The organism is Nonomuraea sp. NPDC050394, assembly GCF_044459065.1.
In the GTDB taxonomy this organism is placed as follows: Bacteria; Actinomycetota; Actinomycetes; order Streptosporangiales; family Streptosporangiaceae; genus Nonomuraea.
Window position 1 is genome coordinate 733663 of the sequence record NZ_JBITIO010000003.1, and the last position, 22460, is coordinate 756122.

General features: G+C 71.9%; 26 protein-coding genes. 14 read left to right on the top strand and 12 right to left on the bottom strand.

Annotated features, from left to right (window positions below):
• Nucleotides 1–100 precede the first annotated feature (100 nt).
• The gene (locus tag ACIBKY_RS16385) at nucleotides 101–1024 is read left to right on the top strand and encodes a LysR substrate-binding domain-containing protein (protein WP_397097470.1); all 924 of its coding nucleotides are present in this window, start codon (nucleotides 101–103) and stop codon (nucleotides 1022–1024) included.
• A 9-nt stretch (nucleotides 1025–1033) separates the two neighbouring features.
• On the opposite strand, the gene ACIBKY_RS16390 is transcribed toward ACIBKY_RS16385, so the two are convergent.
• Nucleotides 1034–2197 carry a pyridoxal phosphate-dependent aminotransferase gene (locus tag ACIBKY_RS16390; protein ID WP_397097471.1) on the bottom strand — a complete coding sequence of 388 codons (1164 nt, stop codon included), beginning with the start codon at nucleotides 2195–2197 and terminating at the stop codon, nucleotides 1034–1036.
• A gap of 25 nt (nucleotides 2198–2222) precedes the next feature.
• Between ACIBKY_RS16390 and ACIBKY_RS16395 the strand changes: the two genes are divergently transcribed.
• The 5 genes from ACIBKY_RS16395 to ACIBKY_RS16415 all read left to right on the top strand — a co-directional run bounded on the left by ACIBKY_RS16395 (nucleotide 2223) and on the right by ACIBKY_RS16415 (nucleotide 6639).
• Nucleotides 2223–4070, top strand: coding sequence for an alpha/beta fold hydrolase (locus tag ACIBKY_RS16395; RefSeq protein ID WP_397097472.1), 1848 nt, complete (start codon nucleotides 2223–2225; stop codon nucleotides 4068–4070).
• Nucleotides 4046–4978 carry a DUF418 domain-containing protein gene (locus ACIBKY_RS16400; RefSeq protein WP_397097473.1) on the top strand — a complete coding sequence of 311 codons (933 nt, stop codon included), beginning with the start codon at nucleotides 4046–4048 and terminating at the stop codon, nucleotides 4976–4978. The genes ACIBKY_RS16395 and ACIBKY_RS16400 overlap by 25 nt, the downstream gene beginning before the upstream one ends.
• Nucleotides 4938–5729 (top strand): carbon-nitrogen hydrolase family protein, encoded by a 792-nt coding sequence (locus ACIBKY_RS16405; RefSeq protein ID WP_397097474.1) that lies wholly within the window; start codon nucleotides 4938–4940, stop codon nucleotides 5727–5729. Before ACIBKY_RS16400 ends, ACIBKY_RS16405 begins: the two co-directional genes overlap by 41 nt.
• Nucleotides 5730–5738: 9 nt before the next feature.
• On the top strand, nucleotides 5739–6185 hold the full coding sequence (locus ACIBKY_RS16410; protein WP_312896416.1) for a hypothetical protein: 447 nt from the start codon (nucleotides 5739–5741) through the stop codon (nucleotides 6183–6185).
• A 67-nt stretch (nucleotides 6186–6252) separates the two neighbouring features.
• Entirely contained in the window at nucleotides 6253–6639 is a 387-nt protein-coding gene (locus ACIBKY_RS16415) for a hypothetical protein (protein ID WP_397097475.1), read from the top strand.
• A gap of 3 nt (nucleotides 6640–6642) precedes the next feature.
• Here ACIBKY_RS16415 and ACIBKY_RS16420 read toward each other — a convergent pair whose 3' ends face one another.
• Entirely contained in the window at nucleotides 6643–7023 is a 381-nt protein-coding gene (locus ACIBKY_RS16420) for a winged helix-turn-helix transcriptional regulator (protein WP_397097476.1), read from the bottom strand.
• Nucleotides 7024–7119: 96 nt separating this feature from the next.
• On the opposite strand from ACIBKY_RS16420, the gene ACIBKY_RS16425 reads away from it, so the two are divergent.
• Genes ACIBKY_RS16425 through ACIBKY_RS16435 form a run of 3 tightly spaced genes read left to right on the top strand, consistent with a single transcriptional unit; the run spans nucleotide 7120 to nucleotide 10068 of the window.
• On the top strand, nucleotides 7120–7524 hold the full coding sequence (locus ACIBKY_RS16425; protein WP_397097477.1) for a RidA family protein: 405 nt from the start codon (nucleotides 7120–7122) through the stop codon (nucleotides 7522–7524).
• Nucleotides 7525–7582: 58 nt separating this feature from the next.
• Nucleotides 7583–8095, top strand: a complete 513-nt coding sequence (locus ACIBKY_RS16430; RefSeq protein WP_397097478.1) for an RNA polymerase sigma factor — start codon at nucleotides 7583–7585, stop codon at nucleotides 8093–8095.
• Nucleotides 8092–10068, top strand: coding sequence for a hypothetical protein (locus ACIBKY_RS16435; RefSeq protein WP_397097479.1), 1977 nt, complete (start codon nucleotides 8092–8094; stop codon nucleotides 10066–10068). Before ACIBKY_RS16430 ends, ACIBKY_RS16435 begins: the two co-directional genes overlap by 4 nt.
• On the opposite strand, the gene ACIBKY_RS16440 is transcribed toward ACIBKY_RS16435, so the two are convergent.
• Genes ACIBKY_RS16440 through ACIBKY_RS16460 form a run of 5 tightly spaced genes read right to left on the bottom strand, consistent with a single transcriptional unit; the run spans nucleotide 10061 to nucleotide 15841 of the window.
• The gene (locus ACIBKY_RS16440) at nucleotides 10061–11629 is read right to left on the bottom strand and encodes an ABC transporter permease (RefSeq protein WP_397097480.1); all 1569 of its coding nucleotides are present in this window, start codon (nucleotides 11627–11629) and stop codon (nucleotides 10061–10063) included. The genes ACIBKY_RS16435 and ACIBKY_RS16440 overlap by 8 nt on opposite strands.
• The gene (locus tag ACIBKY_RS16445) at nucleotides 11626–12516 is read right to left on the bottom strand and encodes an ATP-binding cassette domain-containing protein (RefSeq protein ID WP_397097481.1); all 891 of its coding nucleotides are present in this window, start codon (nucleotides 12514–12516) and stop codon (nucleotides 11626–11628) included. The genes ACIBKY_RS16440 and ACIBKY_RS16445 overlap by 4 nt, the downstream gene beginning before the upstream one ends.
• Nucleotides 12513–13139 carry a TetR/AcrR family transcriptional regulator gene (locus ACIBKY_RS16450; protein ID WP_397097482.1) on the bottom strand — a complete coding sequence of 209 codons (627 nt, stop codon included), beginning with the start codon at nucleotides 13137–13139 and terminating at the stop codon, nucleotides 12513–12515. The genes ACIBKY_RS16445 and ACIBKY_RS16450 overlap by 4 nt, the downstream gene beginning before the upstream one ends.
• A gap of 60 nt (nucleotides 13140–13199) precedes the next feature.
• Nucleotides 13200–14687 (bottom strand): carboxyl transferase domain-containing protein, encoded by a 1488-nt coding sequence (locus ACIBKY_RS16455; protein WP_397097483.1) that lies wholly within the window; start codon nucleotides 14685–14687, stop codon nucleotides 13200–13202.
• The gene (locus ACIBKY_RS16460; protein WP_397097484.1) at nucleotides 14684–15841 is read right to left on the bottom strand and encodes a CaiB/BaiF CoA transferase family protein; all 1158 of its coding nucleotides are present in this window, start codon (nucleotides 15839–15841) and stop codon (nucleotides 14684–14686) included. The genes ACIBKY_RS16455 and ACIBKY_RS16460 overlap by 4 nt, the downstream gene beginning before the upstream one ends.
• 76 nt (nucleotides 15842–15917) lie before the next feature.
• On the opposite strand from ACIBKY_RS16460, the gene ACIBKY_RS16465 reads away from it, so the two are divergent.
• The 4 genes from ACIBKY_RS16465 (at nucleotide 15918) to ACIBKY_RS16480 (ending at nucleotide 18947) form a co-directional block, all read left to right on the top strand.
• Nucleotides 15918–16448 carry a uridine kinase gene (locus ACIBKY_RS16465; protein WP_397097485.1) on the top strand — a complete coding sequence of 177 codons (531 nt, stop codon included), beginning with the start codon at nucleotides 15918–15920 and terminating at the stop codon, nucleotides 16446–16448.
• 159 nt (nucleotides 16449–16607) lie between these two features.
• Nucleotides 16608–17180 (top strand): superoxide dismutase family protein, encoded by a 573-nt coding sequence (locus tag ACIBKY_RS16470; protein ID WP_397097486.1) that lies wholly within the window; start codon nucleotides 16608–16610, stop codon nucleotides 17178–17180.
• A 212-nt stretch (nucleotides 17181–17392) separates the two neighbouring features.
• Complete coding sequence (locus tag ACIBKY_RS16475) at nucleotides 17393–17875, top strand: pyridoxamine 5'-phosphate oxidase family protein (protein ID WP_397097487.1); 483 nt, start codon at nucleotides 17393–17395, stop codon at nucleotides 17873–17875.
• A gap of 124 nt (nucleotides 17876–17999) precedes the next feature.
• On the top strand, nucleotides 18000–18947 hold the full coding sequence (locus ACIBKY_RS16480; protein WP_397097488.1) for a serine hydrolase domain-containing protein: 948 nt from the start codon (nucleotides 18000–18002) through the stop codon (nucleotides 18945–18947).
• On the opposite strand, the gene ACIBKY_RS16485 is transcribed toward ACIBKY_RS16480, so the two are convergent.
• Both ACIBKY_RS16485 and ACIBKY_RS16490 read right to left on the bottom strand, forming a co-directional pair.
• The gene (locus ACIBKY_RS16485) at nucleotides 18925–19194 is read right to left on the bottom strand and encodes a hypothetical protein (RefSeq protein WP_397097489.1); all 270 of its coding nucleotides are present in this window, start codon (nucleotides 19192–19194) and stop codon (nucleotides 18925–18927) included. The two genes, ACIBKY_RS16480 and ACIBKY_RS16485, sit on opposite strands and share 23 nt — an antisense overlap.
• The gene (locus ACIBKY_RS16490) at nucleotides 19187–19735 is read right to left on the bottom strand and encodes an RNA polymerase sigma factor (RefSeq protein WP_397097490.1); all 549 of its coding nucleotides are present in this window, start codon (nucleotides 19733–19735) and stop codon (nucleotides 19187–19189) included. The genes ACIBKY_RS16485 and ACIBKY_RS16490 overlap by 8 nt, the downstream gene beginning before the upstream one ends.
• 204 nt (nucleotides 19736–19939) lie before the next feature.
• On the opposite strand from ACIBKY_RS16490, the gene ACIBKY_RS16495 reads away from it, so the two are divergent.
• A complete protein-coding gene (locus ACIBKY_RS16495) occupies nucleotides 19940–20401 on the top strand; it encodes a hypothetical protein (RefSeq protein WP_397097491.1) in 462 nt (153 codons plus the stop codon).
• Here the strand turns inward: ACIBKY_RS16495 and ACIBKY_RS16500 are convergent.
• The 3 genes from ACIBKY_RS16500 to ACIBKY_RS16510 all read right to left on the bottom strand — a co-directional run bounded on the left by ACIBKY_RS16500 (nucleotide 20379) and on the right by ACIBKY_RS16510 (nucleotide 22383).
• The gene (locus tag ACIBKY_RS16500; protein WP_397097492.1) at nucleotides 20379–20975 is read right to left on the bottom strand and encodes a TetR/AcrR family transcriptional regulator; all 597 of its coding nucleotides are present in this window, start codon (nucleotides 20973–20975) and stop codon (nucleotides 20379–20381) included. The two genes, ACIBKY_RS16495 and ACIBKY_RS16500, sit on opposite strands and share 23 nt — an antisense overlap.
• 253 nt (nucleotides 20976–21228) lie before the next feature.
• A complete protein-coding gene (locus ACIBKY_RS16505) occupies nucleotides 21229–21909 on the bottom strand; it encodes a histidine phosphatase family protein (RefSeq protein ID WP_397097493.1) in 681 nt (226 codons plus the stop codon).
• 333 nt (nucleotides 21910–22242) lie between these two features.
• The gene (locus tag ACIBKY_RS16510) at nucleotides 22243–22383 is read right to left on the bottom strand and encodes a hypothetical protein (RefSeq protein ID WP_397097494.1); all 141 of its coding nucleotides are present in this window, start codon (nucleotides 22381–22383) and stop codon (nucleotides 22243–22245) included.
• Nucleotides 22384–22460 lie beyond the last annotated feature (77 nt).

A 22460-nucleotide genomic window follows, 5' to 3' on the forward strand; every position in this document is an offset into this window, starting at 1 on the left:
TGAAGGTGAAGGTCAGGGGGCCAAGCGTCCCGCACGTAGCATTGATCTGAGAAATCGCTCAGTCAGACCAATCTGAGAGGTGTTCCCTATCAGTGAGCCGATGCCGACCTTGGCTCAGCTGCGCGCGTTCCTGGCCGTGGCCGAGCATCTCCACTTCAGGGAGGCGGCGAGCACGCTCCGGATCAGCCAACCCACTTTGTCCGGAAATATCGCTGCTTTGGAGGAGGTCTTGGACCAGCAACTGGTGGAGCGGACCACCCGCAAGGTGCTGCTCACCCCCGCCGGAGAACGCCTGACCGGGCACGCGCGGCGTGTCCTGGCCGCCGTCGACGACCTCATGGGCGAGGTGGCCCAGAACCGCGAACCCTTCCGCGGGCCCGCCCACCTCGGCGTCATCCCGACCGTCGCGCCGTACGTGCTGCCCGCGCTGCTGCCGATGTTCGCCAGGCGTTTCCCGCACCTCAAGCTCACCGTGCACGAGGCCAAGACCGAGACGATCCTGGAAGAGGTGCGCGAAGGGCGGCTCGACATGGTGCTGCTCGCGTTGCCCACCGAGGTGAACGGGCTGGTCGAGGAGCCGCTTTACGACGAGGACTTCCTGCTGGCCGTACCGGAGGATCATCCGCTCGCCACGAGCGAGGAGCCGCTCGGCCGCGCGGCGCTGAAGGGCCTCGACATCGTGCTGCTCAACCAGGGCCACTGCCTGCGCGAGCAGGCCATAGACGTCTGCAGGGAGGTCGGCGCGCGCGCCACCGCCACCACCTACGCCACCAGCCTGCCCACGCTGGTGCAGCTCGTCGCGGGCGGGCTCGGCGTGACGCTGCTGCCCGAGTCGGCCGTGCCCGTGGAGACGGGCAAGAGGGTACGGCTGGCGCTGCGCCGCTTCGCCGCCCCGGCGCCGGGCCGCACGATCGGCCTGGCGTACCGGGGATCGTCGGCACGGGCGGCGGAGTACGCGCAACTCGCCAAGGCGGTCAGGAGCGCGGTGAGGCAGCGCCGGCTGCCCGTCAAGATCGTCACCTGACCCGCGTGTTCACGGCAGGCGCTTGAGCCTGGCCACCGCCTCGTCGATGACCTCGTCCTTCTTGCAGAAGGCGAAGCGGACGAAGTGCGCGCCACGCTCCGGATGGTCGTAGAACACCTGGGTCGGGATGGCCACCACCCCCGCCAGCGCCGGCAGCCGGCGGGTCAGCTCCAGCCCGTCGGTGAAGCCCAGCGGCCGGATGTCGGTCTGCACGAAGTACGTGCCCGCCGGCCGGAACACCTCGAAGCCCGCCGAGGTCAGCCCCTCCATCAGCCGGTCGCGCTTGTCCTGGAGCCCGGACCGCAGCGCCGCCACCCAGTCGAGCTCGTGCCGCAGGCCGTAGGTGACGGCGAGCTGCCACGGCGCGCTCGCCGTGAACGTGAGGAACTGCTTGACCGTCTGCACCGCGCCGGCAAGCGGCGGCGGCGCGCACACCCAGCCGGTCTTCCAGCCGGTGACCGAGAACGTCTTGCCCGCCGAGGAGATCATCACGGTGCGTTCGCGCATGCCCGGGAAGGTGGCCAGCGGGATGTGCTCGACGCCGTCGAAGGTCAGGTGCTCGTAGACCTCGTCGGTGATCGCGATCAGGTCGCGTTCCTGGCAGAGCTCGGCGATGACGGCCAGTTCGGAGCGGGTGAAGACGGTCCCGGTCGGGTTGTGGGGGGAGTTGACCAGGATGGCGCGGGTGCGGGGGGTGACGGCGGCGCGCAGTTCGTCCGGGTCGAAGGTGAAACGGCCGTCGGCCGGGCGCAGCGTGACCGCCACCAGCCGGGCTCCGGACAGCGCGATCGAGGCGGCATAGGAGTCGTAGTAGGGCTCGAACGCGATCACCTCGTCGCCCGCCTCGCACAGCGCCAGGACGCTCGCCGCGATCGCCTCCGTGGCGCCGACGGTCACCAGCACCTCGCCGTCGGGGTCGTAGTCGAGGCCGTAATGGGCCGAGCGGTGCTCGCTGACCGCGTGCCGCAGATCGGGCACACCGGGCCCCGGCGGATACTGGTTCGCGCCCGCCGTGATCGCCTCCACCGCCCGGTCGAGCATCGCCGCCGGGCCGTCGGTGTCGGGAAAGCCCTGGCCGAGGTTGATCGAGCCGGTCCGCACGGCCAGCGCGCTCATCTCGGCGAAGATCGTCGTGCCGAAGGCGCGCATCCTGGATACAAGGGGTTCCGTCACGGGCCCAGACTATTAGGCTCGACCTGTGATCATCAGGGTCGTGATCGCGCTCGCTCTGAGCGTTCCCCCTCCGGCCGCCGCCGTCCGGGCCGCCGACGCCTGTCCCGTTCCCGTTCCCACCGGCACCACCTGCGGGTTCCTTGAGGTTCCCGAACGCAGAGACGCGCCCGGCCGTACCATCAAGGTCGGGTACGCCGTGCACCGCTCGCAGGATCCCGCCCGCAAGCCCGACCCGGTCGTCTACATGGGCGGCGGGCCCGCCTCCTCGTCGTTGCAGCTGACCGGGTTCCTGAGCCAGTTGTTCCCCGACCGCGACATCGTCACGATCGAGCAGCGCGGCGGCAAGTACTCCGTGCCCCGGCTGACCTGCCCCGAGACGGTCGAGGCCATGCTCGACCGGCTGCGCCGCCCGGAGACCGGGGCGGCGGCCGTGGCCACCGGGGCCGTCGCATGCCGCGAGCGACTGGCCGAGCGCGGCGTCGACCTGCGCGGATACACCACGCGCGAGATCGTCGCGGACGTCGTCGACCTGCGCGAGAAGCTCGGCTACCCCGCCTGGAACCTGTTCGGGGTCAGCTACTCCACGCGGGTCATGGTGGAGGCGGCCAAGGCCGATCCGGGCGGGGTGCGGGCGATGATCCTCGACTCCTACCTGCCGGAGAAGGTCGACTGGTACCGCGACGCCGACCGCAACCTGGTCGACACGGTGACGGCGCTGGGGGTGAAGGACCGGTTCGAGGCGATGGTGGAGCGCTACAACCGCGCTCCCGCCCTGGTGCCGACAACCGATCCGCTGCTCGGCGAGCCGTTCACGGCGCGGATGAGCGGCGACGACGTGGCGACCGTCCTGGCCGAGGCCTTGCACGAGTCGGAGCTGGTGGCGGTGGCCCCGGCGCTGATCGACGCGCTGGCCTCGGGGCGGGAGGAACTGCTGCGCCCGCTGGCCGATGCGGTGGGCGGGGGGTTGACGTCGCATGAGTTCGGTCTGTATCACGCCGTCCAATGCCAGGATGAGGCGAAATTTCCCGATTCTTCGCGACTTTTCACCGTAACGAATGACAAGGCCGTCTGCCAGGCGTGGAACCTGCCCCCCTCTCCATCCGGCATAACCCCGAAGACGGACACGACACCCGAGCAGACGGGCAACGGAAAGGACAGCACGGACGCCGGGCACTCCAGCACGGGTGCCGGGCGGGACGGGGCGGGTGCCGCGTGGGGTGAGGGGGCCGGGGTGCCGGTGCTGGTGCTGGGTGGGCAGTTCGATCCCACGACGCCGCCCAGGACCAGCAGGCCGGCCGCCGCCGAGTTGCCGGGCGCCACGTTCGTCGAGTTCGCCGGTGTGGGCCACGCGGTCTTCCTGGCCATGGCGACCACCTGCGGCCGCCAGACGATCGCGACGTTCGTCGAGGCCCCCGGCTCCTGGAGTCAGCCGTGTGTCCCGAGCCGGGCGGCGCTTGAGCGGTTCGCCCCGGGGTCGATGCTGGTGACGGGCGCGCCGTACCAGATCATGCTGGCGCCGTGGCTGGCCGTGCCGCTGGTGCTGTTCGCGCTGGTCGCGCTCGTCCAGCTGGTCGGCGGCGGGGTGCGGGGGCGGGGGCTGAGCGCGTTCGCGGGACTGACCGGGCTGGCGGCGGTCGGCCTGACCGTGCAGTCGGTGTACGGCCTGCTCACCACCAACGAGACCGCCCTGGCCGTCGGCGTGCCGGCTTCGGTGGAGATGTACGGCTGGCTGGCCGTGGGCGCCGTGGCCCTGAGCGTGGCGGCGGCGGTGTGGGCCATCGAGGCGAAACCGGCACGAAGGCTGTGGCCGCACCTGGTCGCCCTCGTGGTGGGCGGCGGGTTCCTCGTATGGTGGTTTGCCTGGTTCCTGTAACGCGCATCAGAGAGCTCGACGCGCTCCGCGGCTTCGCGGTGTGCGGCATCATGCTGGTCAACACCTGGCAGCACGCCCCGCACGATCCACCCCAGCAGCCGCTGGACGCCGTCATGGAGTCGGCCTTCCAGGGCCGCTTCTACCCGATCTTCTCCCTGCTGTTCGGCATGAGCTTCGTGCTGTTCCTGCGCAGCGGCTCGCGCGCGGTGCTGCTGCGCAGGTTGTTCTTCCTGCTGCTGTTCGGGCTGGTCCAGCACACCTTCTACGAGGGCGAGGTGCTGACCGACTACGCCGCCTTCGGCGCGGCCGTGCTGCTGCCCGCCTCGTTCCTGTCCCCGGGCTACCCGGTGCTGGTGCTCGGGCTGGCGGCGCTCGGCTGGGGCGTGTGGCAGGGCGGCGGCACGTTGATCATCCCGGGGCTGTTCCTGGCCGGGATGGCGCTGATCCAGCTCAAGCCGGACCGGCGGCTGCTCCTGCCGTTCTTCGCCGTCGGCGCGGTGGCCTCGCTGGCACTGACGGTCTTCTACTACTCCAGCGAGATCCCCGCCTACTACACGCTGGGCGCGCTGGCCGGTGGGGTCGCCTACGGGACCGGCCTGCTGCTGGTCCTGCGGCCGTGGCTGTCGGCGGTGCTGGAGCCGATGGGCAGGCTGGCGCTGACCAACTACGTCTCCGGCACCCTGGTCATCTTCCTGACCGGACCGGTGACCGACGGCTGGTGGGTGCTGGTCGTGGCGGGGGCGACGGTGGCCGTCCAGGCGATCTTCAGCCGGTGGTGGCTGGCCCGCCACCGATACGGGCCGCTGGAGTGGATTTGGCGGTGCCTGACCTGGTTCCGCCGGGTGCCCAACGGTCTAGAGTCGAGGCGTGACGAGAATCGCCCTCTGTCAGATCCCGGTGTCCCCTGATCCCACCGTCAACCTCCAGCGGGTACGGCAGGCCCTGGCCGAGGCCGAAGGCGCCGACCTGGCCATCTTCCCGGAGGCGACGCTCACCCGCTACGGCAAGCGCATCACCGACCTCGCCGAGCCGCTGGACGGGCCGTTCGTGACCGGCGTGGCCGAGGCGGCCCGCGCCCACGGCACCGCGGTGATCGCCGGCGTGTTCGAGCCCGGCGAGGATCGTGTGTACAACACCGCCGTCGCCCTCGACGCCCGCGGCGAGATCCAGGCCGCGTACCGGAAGATCCACCTGTTCGACTCCTTCGGCGCCAAGGAGTCGGAGCTGGTCGAGGCGGGCACCGAGCCGGCCGTGGTCGAGCTGGCCGGGCTCAGGATCGGGCTCGTCACCTGCTACGACGTACGCTTCCCCGAGCTGACCCGCGCGCTGGTGGACAAGGGCGCGGAGATGTTCGCGGTGATCGCCGCCTGGGGGTCCGGCCCGCTGAAGGAGGATCACTGGATCACCCTGGTGCGCGCCCGCGCCCTGGAGAACACCATGTGGACCGCCGCCGTCGGCCAGGCGCCCAACCCGGCCGAGTCGGATGACGGTTTCGGCGTCGGCCGCAGCATGCTCGTCGACCCGCTGGGAGTGGTCCGGGCGGATCTGGGCAGTGCGTCAGGAGTCCAGCTCGTCGAGGCCGGCCTGGAGGCGACGGCCGCGATGAGGAAGACTCTTCCGTGCCTTGAACATCGGGTGCTCGGGGTCATGCGATCGTAAAGTGGTGACGTGAGCAGAACGCAAATGCAGAAGGTGGTCCCGCCGCGTCTGCTCGTGCCCTATCTGTCGGGCAAGCGCACGGTCATCTCCGGATATGTCTACCGCGTGCAGGACTGCGCGCGGCTGAGCACGCCCAGGCAGCTCTTCCACGGGCTCGACCTGTCGTTCGAAGGATCGGAGCTGACGGCCGAGGTGCCCGAGCTGTATGTGATGCGCTGGTACGCGCGCGACGTCGACACCTACGCCGTGCCGTACGGACCGCACATGGGCGGTGACTGGAGCGACACGCCGCCGTTCGCGGGCAACGGCTTCACCACCTCGCGCGAGCACGTGGTGCCGCAGTTCCACACGATGCCGATGCCGATCCCCGCCGGTGCCGAGATCGTCCACGTGAGCCCCGAGTCCGAGCGCCCGTTCGCCGCCTACGACGGGCTGACCTGGCGGCCCGCGGCATGAGCGGGCGCAGCGAGCGATCAATGGGACACTGCCGTCCCACGCCCGTGCGGCCTCCGGAGGAGGTCGCATGAGCGTTCCCATCACCTCGGGTTTCGTGGCGCGCTTCGAGGAGCGCACCTTTCCCGCCGCGCTCGGCCCGGACAGCGACGAGGTCGTGCTGTTCAGCGAGGAAGAGCTGGCGGGCTTCGAGGCCGCCTCCGGCTACTGGCGGCGCACGGTCAAGCGGGCCGACGTCGAGTGGCTGGTGCTGGTGCGCACGGTGGCGGCCTTCGGCGGCGAGCCCTGCATCGTGCTGGACGAGGACGAGGACGGCCTGCACATCGCCTACACCGGCCACAGCGGCATGAAGGCCGAGGCCCTGGGCTACTGGATGGTCGACCACGGCGCCTACGAGGTCGTCGTGCCCCGCGAGGAAGTGTTCTCGATCAGGGTGGAACGCGTCCCCGTGCCCTAGCGGTCAGGTGTCGAAGCTGCGGCGGGCGGTCTCGATGTGGCTGAAGTACTGGTGGGTCCAGCCGCACATCAGATCGACCGTCGCGCGCAGCGCCAGCCCCGGCTGGGTGAGCTTGTACTCCACCCGCGGCGGCACGGTGGGGTGCACCTTCCGCTCGGCCAGGCCGTTGCGTTCCAGCATGCGCAGGTTCTGGGTGAGCATCTTGTGGCTGATGCCCTCGACCTCGTCGCGCAGCTCGCTGAAGCGGAGGGTGCGCTCACCGAGGGCCTCGATGATCAGCAGCGCCCACTTGTTGGCGACGTCCGAGAAGATCTCCCGCGCCAGGGAGTCCGCGCGCCTGAGGTCCGCGTCGTCGGACGTTCCGCTGAACTGCTTGGTCACCATCAGGTTCCCCAGTCTCCGAAAAGTTCGTTCTTCCACGTCAGTCAACACTCTCCTATGGTTCCTGAGTAACCACAAGAGACCAATGGAGGAGATCTCGTGGCTGTTTCGCTCATCAATCCCGACGGGCATGTCCGGGTCCCGATCTACCGCCACGTCGCGGTGGCGACCGGCGGCAGGCAGGTCCACATCGCGGGGCAGGTCGCCTGGGACGAGAACGGCGACCTCGTGGCGCCGGGCGACCTCACCGGCCAGGTAGCCCAGGTCTACCGCAACGTCGCCAGGGCACTCGACGCGGCGGGCGCGACGTTCCATGACGTGGTCCGCTTCACGTGGTACGCCGCGGGCTGGAAGAGAGACAAGTACGACGCCTTCAACGCGGGGATCGAACAGGCGGCGCGGGAGTTCGACCTGGCCACGCCACCGCTGGCGCTGATCGGGGTGGACGTGCTCTTCGAGCCCGGCATCCTCGTCGAGGCCGAGGTCACCGCCATCACCGATTAGGTGATGACATTTCCGCATTCCTTGTCAACCGAGGCGGTATCCGTGGGTCTATAGGGGCGTGAACCGACAAACGACCTCGGTCGCGCCGGTGCGGGAGGCGCCGCCGTCGTTCGCCGAACTGTTCTCCGCCCACTACCAGTCCCTGGTACGGCTGGCCGGACTGCTCGGCGCCGACGACCCCGAGGACATCGCCCAGGAGGCGTTCGCCCGCCTGCACACCGGGCAGCTGCGCGACGACGGCGCGGCCGTGGCCTACCTGCGCGCGATCGTCTGCAACCTCACCCGCAACCGCCTGCGCCACCTGCGCCTGGTACGGCTGCGCCGCCCCGATCCGCCGGAGCCGGCGCGCAGCGGCGAGCAGTCGGTCATCCTCGCCGAGGAGCACCGGGAATTGCTGGAGGCGCTCGACCGGCTCCCCCGCCGCCAGCGGGAGGCGCTGGTGCTGCGCTACTGGCTGGACCTTTCCGAACGTGAGATCGCCGCGGCCATGGGCGTCTCGCCCGGTTCGGTGAAGACGCATGCGAGCAGGGGCCTGGCCGCGCTCGGCCGGGCACTCGAGGAGGACGCGTGACCCCCCTGGAGGAGCGGCTGAAGGCCGCGCTGGACGCTCGCGCCCAGACCTACGAGGCCGGCCAGAACGCCTGGCTGAGCGTGCGTGCCCGCACCCCGATGCCGCCGCGAAGGGGCCGCTGGCTGCTGGCGGCGATCCCGGTCGCGGTGATCGCGCTTTTCGTTCCTGTCCTGCTCAACGGGGGCCTGGGCAGGAACTCGGCGGCCGATCCCGGCACGCTTCAGCGGCAGCTGATGACGGGGCTGACCCCGGTGGGAGAACCGGTGGAGCTCGGCGGCCTGAAGCTGTGGTTCGCCAAGGGCAGGCTCGGCAATCCGCAGTTCTGCGCACTGTCCGGCGGAGGGCGGGAGCCGGTCGGCTCGTGCGCTGCCGTCCACCTCATGGGACCGGGCACCTATGAGGGCTCGGTGGCCGGAAAGGAGGCCACCACGGTCCTCGACTACGGCCTGGCCAGTCCGGAGAGCGCCCAGGTCAGGGCGGTGACAGGTGACGGGCGGCAGATCGCGGGCACGGTGCACCGGGTGCCGGGGGCTCCGGGGGTGATCTGGAGTGTGAGCTTCGCGGCCGCCGAGCAGGTCACCAAGGTGGAGTTCCTGGACGCGGCGCAGCGGGTGCTCGGGGAGATGCCCCGGTCGATGCTGGCGGGCCGCTCGCGCAAGGCCAAGCCGGCCGGCCTGCCGTACGAGATGGCGGGTGGGCTGTCGCTGCGGCCCTACCAGGTTCCGAACGACACCCAGCCCGGCGCGACCGACCTGGAGGTGATCTGGACGCGCGCCGGCAAGGAGGTGGGCTCGATATCGCTCAAGGACGCCTACCTGTGGAAGGGCGGCGGTGCGGACCGGCCGTGGCCGGTCCACCTTCAGGCCGAGGACGGCGTGGTGTTCGGCGCGGCCCGCCCCGACGTCGCGCGTGTCGTGTGGACGCGACAGGGCCGCGAGCTGACGCTGACCCCGCGGCCCGACCCGTGGGGGCTGAACCTGGGCCTGTTCGCGCTGACGGCGGACGCCCGGGACGAGGATCGCGGGCACACGCTGGTCGCCTACGACGCGCGGGGCACGGAGATCTGGCGCGACGACGCGCCGCCCGCGAGGGAAGAGCCCGGCCCCGTCAGAGAGCCGATCAGCGACAAGGTCGTCGTCCCCGGCACGGAGGACTTCTCCTTCGGCCCGGTCGAGCTGTGGTTCGCGAAGGACTCCGAGGGGACGATGCTGTGCGCCTCCGGGGGCGTGCGGCCGGACGGAGGCAAGTCCGGCGGCTGCTCCACGTACCGGCTCGACCGCCGCCTCTCCTCCCGCGACACCCTCACCACCTACCTGCCGGAGCCGGGCGCCGAGCTGGCCTACGGCGTCCTGTCCCCCGCGACCGAGGCGGTCACGGCGGTCACCATCGACGGCACCCGCATTCCCGCCCAGATCCTGAAGGTCAAGGGCGGTCCGGCGGCGGTGTGGGCGGTCCGCTACCCGGCGAACGTCAAGATCGCCGCCTTCTCCCACCGGGAGAAGGGCCGCGAGCTCGAACGCGTCGACACGTGGGACCACAGCTGCTGGCAGACCCCCACGCCGGAGGGCACCGGCCAGGCCCTGCCCGGCGGCGTGACGGCACACCTGCAGGCCCCAATGTGCCTGCACTTCTGGAAGGACGGCAAGACGCTGCCCGGCTTCTTCGAGCGCCTGCCCGGGACGAACCTGCGCACGGTGATCGGCCGTGAGCGGCCCGTGCAGTGGGGCCAGCACAAGAGCATCTGGTACGGCTTCGCCCTTCCCGGCACCGCCCGGGTGGAGGGCGCGTCCAAGAGCGGCAGGGTCGCCGCCGAGACCGTCCCCGACCCGTGGGGACACGGCGTGGCGATGTTCGCCGCACCGGTCCCCGACGGGGTGGCCAAGAAGGGCCTGCACTGGCCGGACCTCTCCTTCACCGGCTACGACGCCGCCGGGAAGGTGCTGTGGACGTGGGACAGGGCGGGACTCAGCTAGAGGGCGCCAGGTCGCGGCGGCGCAGCACCACCAGCCCCGCCGCGGCCAGCGCCGCCGCCACCGCGGTCAGCCCCGGCAGCGCCGCGGCCGGCGCGCCCCGGCCCAGCAGCAGCGCGGGCACGTGCACGAACGGCGACAGCTCCAGCAAGAACCCTTCGGCCAGCTTGAACTCCGCCACCAGGTCGACGGCCAGGATCAGGCCCAGCACGCTCCAGCTGACCGCGGCGGCCAGCCGCGGCAGCACGCCGAACAGCAGGACCGCCACCCCGACCACGGTCCAGACCGCGGGCAGGTAGGCGAGCGTGGCGCCCGCGACGCGCAGCGGGCCGCCGTCGTAGGCGAGCCCTGCCACGCCGCCGAGCACCGCCAGCAGCAGCGCCGGCCCGAAGACCGCGTAGAAGAGGTGGCCGAGCGCCCAGTGCAGGCGGCCGACCGGCGTCGAGAGCAGCAGGTCGGCCCGCCCGGCCGCCTCCTCCGCGCGGGCGCGCAGCGCCGAGACCAGCGCCGCCGCGGCGACGAGCTGGCTCATGACGTAAAGGATGAACGTGAAGAACACGTCGGCGATGCCGGCGCCGGGCCCGCCGATGGTCTCGGCGAGCTGCCGCAGCGTCCCCGTGTCCAGCTGGGTGTCCAGGCCGCGCGCCGAGAAGCCGATCATGCCGCCGATCGCCGCGAAGCCGATCGTGAACCCGATCAGCGTGCCCCGGTGCAGGCGTCCGGCCAGCGCGAACGCGCCGCCCAGCGCGCCCTCGGCCGGACCTGCGCGGGTGGGCAGCAGGCCGCCGGCCAGGTCGCGCCGGGCCGACAGCGCGAACGCCGCCGCCCCCGCCACCGCGACGAACGCCACCGCCACGGCCAGCACCCACCAGTGGTCGCCGCCGTAGGGCCGGGTCAGGCGGACCCAGCCGAACGGCGACAGCCAGGCCAGCCAGCCGATGCCGCCGGAGTCGGCCAGCGAGCGGAGGCCGAAGAAGACGCCGCTGGCGGCGATCGCGAGGCCGCGGGCCGTACCGGATCCGGCGGTGAGCTGTGCGGCGACGGCGGCCACGGCCGCCAGGCACCAGCCCGCGGCGGCGCCGGAGAGACCGAACAGCAGTGACGAGCCGGCGGGCAGGCCGTTCGCGACCAGGCCGGGCACGCTGAGCAGGCCCAGCAGCAGGTTGGCCGCCAGCACCACGACGAGGGCGGCGGCCAGGGGCGCGTGGCGGCCGACGACGCCGGAGGACAGCAGTTCGCGCCGGCCCGTCTCCTCCTCGACGCGGGTGTGACGGATGACGAGCAGGATGCTGATCAGGCCGCCGATCAGCGCGCCGGAGGAGCCGAGCGTCCAGGCGGTCAGGCCGCCGACACTCGCGTCGTAGATGACGCCGCGGGTGGCCAGCTGGGCCGGGCTGTTCATCGAGGCGTGGGTGAAGGCGTCGCGGGCGGCCTGGTCGGCATAGAGGCGGGCGGTGCTGGTGGCGATGGTGGCAGGGAGCACCGCGCTGATGAGGATCCAGACGGGCAGCAGGACGCGGTCGCGGCGCAGGATGAGCCGGATCAGCGCACCGAGGCCAGTCATCGCGCCGATCCCTCGTAGTGGCGCAGGAACAGCTCTTCCAGCGTCGGTGGCCGGCTGGTCAGCGAACGCACGCCGGCCCTGGCCAGCTCGGTGAGGACCGGGGTGAGGGCGGCGCCGTCGACCTGGCAGCGCAGCCGGTCGCCGTCCACGGTGAGCTCGTGCACGCCGGGCAGCCGCGCGAGGCCGCCGGCCGGGCCGATGAGCTCGGCCGTGACCGAGGTGCGGGTGAGGTGGCGCAGGTCGGCGAGGCTTCCCGACTCGACGGTACGGCCGGCGCGGATGATGGACACGCGGTCGCACAGCGTCTCCACCTCCGACAGGATGTGGCTGGACAGCAGCACGGTGCGGCCGCGGTCCTTCTCCTCCTGGACGCAGTCGTTGAAGACCGCCTCCATCAGCGGGTCCAGGCCGGAGGTGGGCTCGTCCAGGATCAGCAGCTCGACGTCGGAGGCGAAGGCGGCCACGAGCGCGACCTTCTGCCGGTTGCCCTTGGAGTAGGTGCGGCAGCGTTTGCGCGGGTCGAGCTCGAACCGGTCGAGCAGTTCGGCCCTGCGGCGCGGGTCGAGGCCGCCGCGTACCCGGCCGAGCAGGTCGATGACCTCGCCGCCGCTCAGCGAGGGCCACAGGGTGACGTCGCCGGGCACGTAGGCGAGGCGGCGGTGCAGCTCGGTCGCGTCCCGCCAGGGGTCGCCGCCGAGCAGCTCGACCTCGCCGCCGTCGGAGCGCATCTGGCCGAGCAGGACGCGGATGGTGGTGGTCTTCCCGGCGCCGTTGGGGCCGAGGAAGCCGTGCACCTCTCCTGCCTTGACGCTGAGGTTCAGGCCGTCCAGGGCCCTGGCCTGGCCGAACGTCTTGACCAGGCCCTTGGCGCGTACAGCGGTGCTCATTGGCGTTCCTCGAACTTCTCCAAGCCCGTCCGCGCCTGCTCGAACAGCTCGCGGCCCAGGAATTCCGGTCTGATCAGGTCGAGCTGGGCCTTGCCCACGCGCAGGGCCCCTTCGGGGGAGAACGTGGGCGTGCCGAGCGCACGGGTGACGTGCTCGTGCAGCACGGTGATGCCGAGCTTCATGGCGGTCAGCACGGTCGCGCGGGCGCGGTGGTCGGCGCCGTGCTCGTCGAGCTTGGCCAGGTGCTGCTCGGTGACGCCGACGAGCTGGTCGAACATGGCCGCCGCGCCGGGCGAGCCGTCCACGAGGGCCCGGCCGAGGTAGTGCATGAGGGGCGGAGCGGTGCGGTGGACGCTCTCGATGAAGTCGGGGTCTTCCAGGTTGTGGTCGGTGACCCCGGCCTTCGCCTGGGCGCGCATGTAGGACAGGACGTACTCGTCGCAGGCTTCGCGCAGCTGCTCCTTGGAGCCGAAGTGGTGCTGGACCAGGCCGGGCGAGACCCCGGCCGCTTCGGCGATGCCACGGATCGTGGTGGCTTTGACGCCTTTGTCGGCGAACAGCGCCATGGCGACGTCCCGGATACGGGCGCGTGCCGTCAGATCCTCATCAGAAACTGGTCGCATGTCCAACATGCTATACGCATGTATTGGCGACCATACAAGTGTCCAGTCACATTTTTCGCGTCAAAGCGCGCGATAGCGCGACCTCCTGGCCTCCTTACGCTCCTGCGGGCTCAACCGGAGCACCGTGGCGATCTCGTACTCCAGCGCCCTGCCCACCCGCTCGGCGAACGCCCTCGGCTCGTAGGCGGCGTCGGGCAGCTCCGGCACGACCCGGTCGACGATGCCGTTCCTGCGCAGGTCCGTCGCGCGTACACCCTGGGCCTGGGCGATCTCCGGGGCGAAGTCGACGCTGCGGTAGAGGATCGCGGACGAGCCCTCCGGCGGCAGCGGCGACAGCCAGGCGTGCTGGGCGGCCAGCACGCGGTCGGCCGGCAGCAGCGCCAGCGCGGCGCCGCCCGCCCCCTCCCCCATCAGCAGGCAGACCGTCGGCGCCTCCAGCGAGACCATGTCGGCCAGGCAGCGCGCGATCTCCGCGGCCAGGCCGCCCTCCTCGGCCGCCTTCGACAGTGCCGCACCCGCCGTGTCGATCACCGTGACCAGCGGCAGCCCCAGCTCCGCGGCCAGCCGCATGCCGCGCCTGGCCACCCGCAGCCCCGCCGGGCCCAGCGGCGCGCCGACCCGCTGGCGGCGCCGGTCCTGGCCGAGCACGACCGCCGGTGCCGCCCCGAACCTGGCCAGCGCCAGGAGCAGGCCGGGCTCGTTCTCGCCCTCGCCGCTGCCGTTGAGCGGGGTGACGTCGGTGGCGGCCAGCTTGAGCAGCGTACGCACGCCGGGCCGGTCGTCGCGCCGGGAGCGGGTGATGGCCTCCCACGCCTCCACCGGCCGCAGGTCCTCCTCGGGCGGCCGGCCCGGATCGAGTTTCTCCACCCGCGCGCACAGCACGCTCAGCGCCCGCACCGCGATCGTCCGCGCCGCCTCGGCCGAGACCACCGCGTCGACGAGGCCGTGGCGGTAGAGGTTCTCGGCCACCTGCACGCCCTCGGGGAACGGGTAGCCGTGCAGCGACTCGAACACCCTCGGCCCGAGAAAGCCGATCAGCGCCCCCGGCTCGGCCGCGGTCACGTGACCGAGCGAGCCCCACGACGCGAACACCCCGCCCGTCGTGGGGTGCCGCAGATACACCAGGTACGGCAGGCCCGCCGCCCGATGCGCCTGCACCGCGGCGGTGACCTTCACCATCTGCACGAACGCGAGCGCGCCCTCCTGCATCCTGGTGCCGCCGGAGGCGGGCGCGGCCAGCAGGGGCAGTCCCTCGGCGGTCGCCCGCTCCACCGCCGCGGCGATCCGCTCGGCCGCGGCCACCCCGATGGAGCCGGCCAGGAAGGAGAACTCGCTGGCCACCACCGCCACCCGCCGCCCGTCGAGCAGCCCTTCTCCGGTCACGACCGACTCGTCGTAGCCGGACTTGACGCGGGCGGCGGCCAGTTCGTCGGCGTAGGAGGAGTCGGGGCGTACCGGGTCGACCGGCGGCGCGTCCCAGGAACGCCAGGAGTCCTCGTCCAGGACCGCGCGGATCAGGGCGTGCGCGTCGGGACGGCTGTCGATCATCGCTCCCGCTCTTCCAGCCAGGCCAGGACCGCCTCGCCGTCCTGGCCCAGCTCGGGCGGGGCGGTGTGCTCGGCCGGCGGCAGGCCGTCGAAGCGCAGCGGCGGGCCCGGCAGCTCGATGCGGCCCAGGACCGGGTGCTCCACGGTGACGAGCAGGCCCTGGGAGCGGGTCTGGTCCCAGGCGTAGACCTCGTCGAGAGAGCGGATGGCGCCGGCCGGGACGCCCAGCTCGCCGAGCGCGGCCAGCCAGTGGGCGCGGTCGTGGGCGGCCAGAGCTTTCTCCATGTCCTGGATGAGGTCCTCGCGGTGCTGGAAGCGGTCGCGGTTGGTGCGATATTTCGCGATATCTGGGTCTATACCGAGGAGGATGGCGACTTTTCGCCATTGCGTCTCGTTGGCGACGGCGATCTGGAGCATGCCGCCGGCGCAGTGGAAGGCTCCGTACGGGGCGATGGAGACGTGGTGGTTGCCGTTGGCCCGCGGGACCTGGCCACCGACCGTCCAGGCGGTGCCGTGGTAGGAGTGCACGCCGGTCACCGCGGCCAGCAGGGAGGTCCGTACGATCCGGCCCTCGCCGGTGCGCTCGCGCTCGTACAGGGCGGCGGCGACGCCGTACGCGCCGTGGATGCCCGCGAGCAGGTCGGCGATCGAGGCCCCCACGCGGTAGGGCTCATCGGCGCTGGGACCCGTCAGCGACATCAGCCCCGCCTCGCCCTGCGCGATCTGGTCGTAGCCCGGCCGCCCGCCCTCCGGGCCGTCGTGCCCGAACCCCGTGATGGACAGGACCACCAGCCGCGGGTTGAGCTCGCGCAGCCGTTCCACGGCGAGCCCGAGCCGGTCGAGCACCCCGGTGCGGAAGTTCTCGATGAGCACGTCGCTCTGCCGGACCAGGCGCTCGACCAGCGCCCTGCCGCCGGCGCTCTTGAGGTCGACGGCGACCGACAACTTGTTGCGGTTGGCCGCCAGGAAGTACGTGGAGATGTCATGCTCCGGCCCGACGAACGGCGGTCCCCAGCCCCGCGACTCGTCACCCCCGTCAGGGTGCTCCACCTTGATCACCTTGGCGCCCAGGTCACCGAGCATCTGGGCGGCGTGCGGACCCGCGAGGGCCCTGGACAGATCGAGCACGACGATGTCGCCTAGGGGTCCGAGCAAGATCAACCTCCATCCCGGGGAAAGTCAATATTGTCAGCTTGCCAGGTCCTTTCTGTCGCCCCCTACCCTCGACAGCGTGCAAACCCTCGCCCAGCGCATCAGCGACCTCCCGCCCTCGTGCGGCCCGGTCCGCCTCGTGGCGGTCGACGGGCCCGCCGGAGCGGGCAAGACCACCTTCGCGGGACGGCTGGGCAAGGCGCTCGACTGCCAGGTGATCCACAGCGACGACTTCCCCGTGCCGTGGTCGGAGGGCCCGGGCGCCTGGTTCGCGGCGTTGCGCGAGCAGGTCCTGGACCCGCTGTCTGCGGGCCACGCCGGACGTTTCCGCCGCTACGACTGGCACCGCGCACGCTACACGACGTGGCTCGACGTCCCGCCCGCTCCGGTCCTGGTGATCGAGGGCGTGGGTACGGCCCGCCGCGACGCCGACCACCTCCTGGCCTTCCGGATCTGGCTGGAGGCCGGACGCGCGACCCGCTGGGACCGCGTGCGGGCCAGGGACGGCGCCGGCCTGGAGGCGGAGTGGCAGGCGTGGTTCGCCGCGGAGGACAGCTGGTTCGCCGGCGACGCCACCCGATCCCGAGCCGACCTCGTCATTTCCACCTGACTGTAAAGGATGGCCATAACCCCGGCCACCCCCCATATTGCTATACCAAATCCTATACAAAATCCCGCCGGATGGCCTTTACCCTCGACGCAGTCCCTTCCCCGCATCGAAAGGCCGTTCGCGATGGCGCCGATACCGCAGCCACGGACCCTCCACCTGATGATCTGCGCCACGCTCCTCACCGCGGTCGCGGCCATCGGCGTCAGCGCTGTGGCCCAGGCCACCGCCACCACGCAGGAGGCGCACCCGGTCGCGGTCACGATCCGCGACGTGGCGGGCAAACCAGTCGGCACTCTCGCCCTGCGGCAGGAGGGATACACCAAGTCGCGCCTGTCGGTCACGGTCAGGGGCCTGCCCCCGGGCTACCACGGCTTCCACGTCCACACGACCGGCATCTGCGACCCCGCCGCCATCGACCCGGCAACCGGCAAGGCGTCCCCGTTCTACACCGCCGGCGGCCACTTCGACCTCGGCGGCTCCACCCACTCGCACCACTCCGGCGACCTGCCCCCGCTGCTGGTCGCCGCGGACGGCTCCGGCACGGCCTCGGTGGTCACCGACCGCTTCCGGGTCCGCCAGCTCACCGACGCCGACGGCAGCGCCGTCATCATCCACGCCCTGCCCGACAACCTGGCCAACATCCCCGAGCGCTACAGCGCCACCGGCCCGGACGAGGCCACCCAGCGCACGGGCGACGCGGGCGGCCGGATCGCCTGCGGCCCGATCAAGTAGCCGCCCGCCACCGCTCCCCGGCCGCCGCATTGGCCCGTGCGGCGTCCGGGGACTAAGGTTGCCGCCTCGGCCGGGAACACACGCCGTCCAGGACCCGGCTTTCAGGTCCCGGCTTCCAGGTTCCGGCTTCCAGCACCCGGCTTCCGGGTCCCGGCTTCCAGGACCCAGCTTTCAGGACCCGGCGCGACCGGCCAGAGGGGCGGACGATCCCGATGAACGACGACCTGGCGGCGATGGCCCGCTCCATCATCGACGCCAACGTGTACGTGACGCTCGCGACCGCCGGCCGGGACGGCACCCCGTGGGCCAATCCGGTGTTCTTCGCCCACGACAGCTACCGCGACTTCTACTGGGTCTCCTCCCCCGAAACCGTCCACTCCGGGAACCTGGCGGTCCGACCGCGGCTGGGCATGGTCGTCTTCGACTCCCACGTCATCCCGGGCACCGGCCAGGCGGTCTACATGTCCGCCACGGCCGGGCAGGTCACCGACCTGGAGGCCGCCCTGGCCGTCTACCCGGGCGACCCGGCACGCGGCGGGCGCCCCATGACCCCCGAGGACCTGAGCGCGCCCCACCCCTACCGCCTCTACGTGGCGCACGCCGAGGAGCACCACGTCCTGTGCCCCCGCGAGACGGGCGTGCCCTGCGCACCCCACGGTCTGTCCCACGACCACCGCATCGCCGTGACCCCCTGAACCACGACTTTGGTCGGTGCCGCTCCGACCAGCGGTGGAGGCGCGGACTCGGCTTCAGGCGGGAGGCGCGGCAATCTTCCGGCTGCCAGTGTCGAAGGGTCGTCCCCCCTCGGAAGGGCCCATCGTGCGCGTGACCACCGCCCCGCTGCAGCCGGAACTGGACAGGATCGTGGCGGCAGGGGCGGGCGCGGTGATCGCGGAGCTCAGACGGGACGGCCGCACCACCAGGCTGGCCTCGGGCGTGATCGAGCTCGGCCGCCCGCGCCGCGCCCCCGTCAACGGCCGCTTCCGCATCGGCGGCGTCACCGAGACGTTCACCGCCACGGTCGTGCTGCAACTCGTGGCCGAGGGCCGGCTCGGGCTGGACGACCCGCTCGGCCTCCACCTGCGGAACGCGGCGCCGGACGTCACCATCCGGCACCTGCTCGGCCACACCAGCGGCCTGCCCGACCACACCGCCCCCACACGCCCCCGGCGGGCGCGCGACCTCGTCAACCTGGCCGTCCTGTCCGACCCCGGCACCCGGTACGCCCCCTCCGGCACCGGCTACCTCCTGCTCGGCATGGTGATCGAGGAGGTGAGCGGCCGGCCGTACACCAGGGAGATCACCGACCGGATCATCAAGCCGCTGAAACTGACGGCCACCCGCACCCCCACCTCCTCGACCGCGATCAACGGCCCGCACGCCCGCGGCTACCTCATGACCGGCGGCAGGCCCCGCGACGTGACCCGCCTCGACCCCACCGCCGCCGGCGCCGCGGGCGGCATGATGTCCTCCACCGCCGACCTCAACACCTTCTTCCACGCCCTGCTCACCGGCGGCCTGCTGCCACCCGCCGAGCTCACGCTGATGAAGACCCCGGGCATCGGCGGCGCCTACGGCCTCGGCCTGGAGATCGCCGGCACCCCCTGCGGCACCGCCTACGGTCACCGCGGCGCCATCCTCGGCTACACCACCCTGTCCTTCCACAGCGCCGACGGCGCCCGCCAGCTCAGCCTCAGCATGACGCCGTACGACGACGCCGCCCACGCGGCACTCCAGGCGGCGTTCACGACGGGGTTCTGGAGCTAGTCAGCTCGCACCGCCCGTCCACGCAGTTGCGCCGCAGCCGTCCCCTGGAGATCGTCTGCACCAGCCCGATCGCCCAGCACGTCGGGCACCCGCGCAGCGCGAGCAGGCCGAGCGGCGCCAGGAGCAGGCTGACCGGCCCGGTCACCGGGAGCAACGCGACCGCGGCGGCCAGCGCGCCGAAGCCGATCACGCCGCGCACCAGGTGCCGGGGCAGCGACCCGCTGGCGAAATCACGTCCGTCAGCCACGGTCGCCCCCCACCGAGCTCAGCAGCGTGGCGCGGACCGTGGTGCGGGCGCGGTGCAGCCGGGACTTCATGGCCGGGGTGCTGAGGCCGAGCGCGGCGGCCACCGCCCGCCCGCTGTGGCCCTGGACGTCGCGCATGATCAGTACGCTGCGCTGGTCGGCGGGCAGCTCGGCGATCGCCTCCGCCACGATCCCGGCCTCCAGGCGCAGCAGCACCTCCTCCTCGGCCGACCGCTCGGCGCCGTCGAGGATCGGGAGGTGGTACCCGGTCAGCGTCCGTGCCCGGCGCAGGCACTCGTTGCGGACGATGCGGAACATCCACGACGCCAGCGCCGCCGAGGCCCGCAGCACCCCGATCTTGCGATACAGGATGATCAGCGCCTCCTGCGCCGCGTCCTCGGCGTCCTCCGGAGTGGTGCACAGCGCGTGGGCGAAGCGCCGTACGTGCGACTGCGAGCGCGAGACCAGCGCGGCGATGGAGTCGACGTCGCCCCTTTGCGCGGCCGCGATGAGACGCTCGTCGGGCCAGGTCGTGTCAGCCACGGTCACGGCTCCTGCGGCGCAGCACGACGACCGTACAGGTGCAGACGAGCACGGCGGCGACGGCGATGATGGCGATGGTCACGATGCGAAACCTCCGGATCAGGTCCCGGCAGGATCGCCGGGACACACATAAGAGGCAGGAACCCCACAAAAGGATTCAGGCACTGACAGGAGATGTCAGTGACGCGCTCCTAGCTTCTGCCCATGAACAACTTCGACTTCTTCGAGGGCACCTGGACCTCGCACCAGCGCAAGCTGACCAAGCGGCTGGCGGGCAGCGACGACTGGGAGGAGTTCCCCGGGTACACGCGGGCCACGCGGCACCTGTCCGGCCTGGCCAGCTGTGACGAGGTCACCTTCCCCACCAAGGGGACCTCGGGTCTGACCCTGCGCCTGCACGACCCCGCCACCGACCTCTGGTCGATCTACTGGGTCAGCGGCGCCGACCCCGTGCTCGGCCTGCCGCCCGTGGTGGGCCGCTTCGACGGCGACCGGGGCGAGTTCTTCTGCGACGACGAGCACGAGGGCACGCCGGTGCGCTGCCGCTTCCTCTGGATCAGGATCGACGCCGACCACTGCCGGTGGGAGCAGGCCTTCTCGGTGGACGGCGAGCAGACCTGGGAGACCAACTGGATCGCCGAATTCACCCGGGCCGAAACGCCCTGAGCGTGGCCTCGACCAGCGCGTCGGCGTACTCGGGCGTGAGCGGGCCCGAACGCTGCAGCCACCGCTGGAACAGCGGCGCGTAGAGCACTTCGAGCACCAGGTCGAGGTCGGCGTCCGCGGCGAGCTGCCCGGCCCGCTGCGCGCCGCGCAGCCGGGCCTTCTTGGCCTCGTCCACGGGCCGGGCGAGCTTGTCCCGGTACTGCGCGGCCAGCCCGGCGTCGTTGATCACCTCGGCGGTCAGCGCCCGGATCGGCTTCTCGAAATCCGGGTCGGCGAACTCGGCGACGGTCGCGCGCATCACCCGCTTCAGGTCCGCCTCCAGGTCTCCGGTGTCGGGCAGAGCCATGTCCTGCCCTCCGGCGTCCTCGCTGAGTGCCAGGATCGAATCGAAGATCACGGCACCCTTCGACGGCCACCACCGGTAGATCGTCTGCTTGCCGACGCCCGCCCGCGCGGCGATGGCCTCGATGGCGACCTTCTCGTAGCCCACCTCGGAGATCAGGGCGCGGGTGGCCGCGAGGATCGCCTGGCGCGAGTGCTCGCTACGGCGGGAACTGTCGGGTGTCTTGGGCATGAACCCAACGGTAGCGATGCCGGGGACGGTCAGAGGCCGCGCCCGGGGCCGGGGTCACGCCTTCCCGGGCACCCGGTCGGGACGGGGCCGGAAAAGCGAATCGAAAGCGGCCTCCCCTACCGTCGGGGACATCCATCCCGGAGGAGGATCGCCGCCTTGCTGGCAGGGCGGTGCGCCGGGCCGTCGTGCCGTCGCGTGGCACGGCCGCCCGCTCCGGCCGCCCCGCCACCCGCAGTGGCGGGGCGGCCCGGTCTCAGGCCAGGTGCGTCACGTCGTTGAACGACAGCACCTCCATCCGCCCGTCCACCACGTGCCAGGTGGAGACCGACGCGTTGCGGATCGGGGCGTAGCGGTGCACGGCGGGCAGTTCGGCGTCGGGCTTGTCGGCCAGGACGTGGCGCAGCAGCAGCACGACAGCGTCGTGGGCCACGATGAGGACCCGCCGGCCGCGGGCGCTCGCGCGCAGGTCGCCGACGAAGGCGCGCAGCCGTACCACGACGTCGCCGAAGGACTCGCCGCCCGGCGGACGGAAGGCGTACTCGCCCTCGGACAGGAAGCGGGCGGCCTCCTCGGGGAAGCGCTCGGCGACGGCCGCGCGGTTGAACGGCGCCAGGGCGCCCATCTCACGGTCGCGCAGGCGCCTGTCCACGGTGAGGGGCAGTGTCGTCTCGACGCCCCACGCCCGCTGCGCGTGCGCCCAGGTGTCGCGCGCCCGCAGGTACGGCGAGCACCACACCACCTCCGGCGCCTCCGCCTGCGGCAAGGCCGCCAGCACGCGCCCCACCGCGGCCGCCTGCCGCCTGCCGAGATCGGTCAGGGTGACCTCGTGGTCGCCGCGCTCGTAGACGAGGGGACGCTCGCGCGCCCGTTCGTAGGCCAGGTTGGCCTCGCTCTGGCCGTGCCGCACCGCGATGATCCGCACCGGTCCGCTCATGCCCGCCATGTTGCCAGAAGGCCCTTCCTCTAATTACGGTCAAGACCGTTAATAAAGTGCCATGGAGCCCTCCGCTCCCCTCGCCCTCGTCTCCTGGGCGGTGACCGTCGCCCCCGACCACTCCGTCTACGTCGGCAGCTACCACGCCACCGCCGGCGCCATGGGCCGCCTCTTCCGCTTCGAACCCGCCACCGGCAAGGTCACCGAACTCGGCATCGCGGCCGAACGTCGGCCAGAGCATCGCCTCGCCTACCGCGACGTCGTCGTCTACGGCGCCACCTCGGCCTTCGGCGGCATCAGCACCCCGCAGGACACCGCGGCCAAGGTGTTCGCCTACGACGTCGCAGCCGACGCGCTGACGTGGGTGACGGCGCCGGTGGAGGGCGACCTGGCGCTCAGGTCGATCACCATCGACGACGCCGGGCGGCTGTGGGGACTCACGCCGGACGCGGTCTTCGAGATGGACCCGGTCACCGGGCGGACGCTCCGTACCGCCAAGCAGCCCCGCGCCCTTTCGGGTGCGGGGCCGGGGTTACCCGAGCCGAGCGGAC